Origin of the sequence: Streptomyces misionensis (assembly GCF_007896895.1) — a bacterium.
In the GTDB taxonomy this organism is placed as follows: Bacteria; Actinomycetota; Actinomycetes; order Streptomycetales; family Streptomycetaceae; genus Streptomyces; species Streptomyces misionensis_A.
The window spans coordinates 22,864-24,877 of the sequence record NZ_VOGW01000085.1; the positions used below are offsets into that span (position 1 = coordinate 22,864).

At 69.7% G+C, this 2,014-nt stretch carries 2 protein-coding genes; both read left to right on the forward strand.

The annotated features are described in order from the left end of the window. The first annotated feature begins 14 nt into the window (after window positions 1-14). Complete coding sequence (locus FRZ03_RS14685) at window positions 15-692, forward strand: spherulation-specific family 4 protein (protein ID WP_222443374.1); 678 nt, start codon at window positions 15-17, stop codon at window positions 690-692. A gap of 63 nt (window positions 693-755) precedes the next feature. Then, window positions 756-1,934 (forward strand): adenylyltransferase/sulfurtransferase MoeZ, encoded by a 1,179-nt coding sequence (moeZ, locus tag FRZ03_RS14690; protein ID WP_146465597.1) that lies wholly within the window; start codon window positions 756-758, stop codon window positions 1,932-1,934. Window positions 1,935-2,014: the final 80 nt, after the last annotated feature.

The following is a 2,014-nucleotide window of genomic DNA, read 5'->3' on the forward strand; positions in this document are numbered from 1 at the left end:
GTGCTCACCGTGTCCTGGCGGCCGCTGCCGGGTGCCGTGGCGGCGCTGCGCCGGGTGCGGGCGGCCGGGCTGGAGGTGCTCCTGGTCCCCACACCCCCGCCGCGGGCCCGGGCGCCCGCCCCGACCCGCACTGCCTGGAGGCCGCGGGCCGGCTGCGGAACGGCGGCGTCCGCGTCCTCGGCCGCCTGGACCTCGCCCGGGGCGCCCGCGCCCACACCGAACTGCGTCACGACGCCCACCGCTACCTCGACTGGTACCGGGTCGACGGCTTCCTGCTGGACCGCTGTCCCACCGGCGGGGCCGAACTCCCCGCCATCCGCCGTTTCGTCTCCGGCCTGCGGGCGGACACCGGCACCACCCATCTCGTCCTCGGCCACGGCACCCACCCGCACCCCGGCTACGCGGAGTGCGCCGACCAGCTGGTGACCTTCGCGGGGCCCTGGTCCGACTACCGCTGGTCGCAGGTCGCGGAGTGGACGGCGGACTACCCGCCCGACCGGTTCTGCCACTTCGTGCACAGCGTGCCCCGCGGCCACCTGGAGGAGGCGCTGCGCATCGCCCGCTGGCAGGGCGCGGCGACGATCTACTTCACGGACCGCACCGGCGGCCGGGGCCAGGGGGACCCCTGGGAGGCCATGCCCGGCTACTGGGACGAAATCGTCTCGCGCCTCGGAACGGGTGTCTCGGAATGAAGAAGGGCGTGGCAGTGTTGACGGGAGAACAAACGTAGTGATTGACCGACCAACGGAGTCCCCGTGTCGCTGCCACCCCTGGTCGAGCCGGCTTCCGAGCTCACCGTAGACGAGGTCCGCAGGTACTCCCGCCACCTGATCATCCCCGATGTGGGGATGGACGGGCAGAAGCGGCTGAAGAACGCCAAGGTGCTCTGTGTGGGCGCCGGCGGCCTGGGCTCGCCCGCGCTGATGTACCTGGCCGCGGCGGGCGTCGGCACGCTCGGCATCGTGGAGTTCGACGAGGTCGACGAGTCGAACCTGCAGCGTCAGATCATCCACAGCCAGTCCGACATCGGCCGCTCCAAGGCCGAGTCCGCGCGTGACACCGTCCAGGGCATCAACCCGTACGTGAACGTGATCCTTCACGAGGAGCGGCTCGAGGCCGACAACGTGATGGACATCTTCAGCCAGTACGACCTGATCGTGGACGGCACGGACAACTTCGCCACCCGCTACCTGGTCAACGACGCCTGTGTGCTGCTGAACAAGCCGTACATCTGGGGTTCCATCTACCGCTTCGACGGCCAGGCGTCCGTGTTCTGGTCCGAGCACGGTCCCTGCTACCGCTGCCTCTACCCGGAGCCCCCGCCCCCGGGCATGGTCCCCTCCTGCGCCGAGGGCGGCGTGCTCGGCGTGCTGTGCGCGTCCATCGGCTCCATCCAGGTCAACGAGGCCATCAAGCTCATCGCGGGCATCGGCGACCCGCTGGTCGGCCGGCTGATGATCTACGACGCCCTGGAGATGCAGTACCGGCAGGTCAAGGTCCGCAAGGACCCCGACTGCGCGGTCTGCGGCGAGAACCCGACCGTCACCGAGCTCATCGACTACGAGGCCTTCTGCGGCGTCGTCTCCGAGGAGGCGCAGGCGGCGGCGATGGACTCCACGATCACTCCCAAGCAGCTCAAGGAGTGGATCGACGACGGCGAGAACATCGAGATCATCGACGTCCGCGAGCCCAACGAGTACGAGATCGTCTCCATCCCGGGCGCCAAGCTGATCCCCAAGAACGAGTTCCTCATGGGAACCGCGCTGGAGACGCTGCCCCAGGACAAGAAGATCGTCTTGCACTGCAAGACGGGTGTCCGCAGTGCGGAAGTTCTCGCGGTCCTGAAGTCCGCCGGCTTCTCCGACGCCGTCCACGTCGGCGGCGGCGTCATCGGCTGGGTCAACCAGATCGAACCCGACAAGCCGGTCTACTGACCGGCGCGGGCCCTGCGCGATCCACAGGAGCCCACGGCACCCGACCTCGGTCGGGCGCCGTGGGCTCCCGCCGTTTTCCA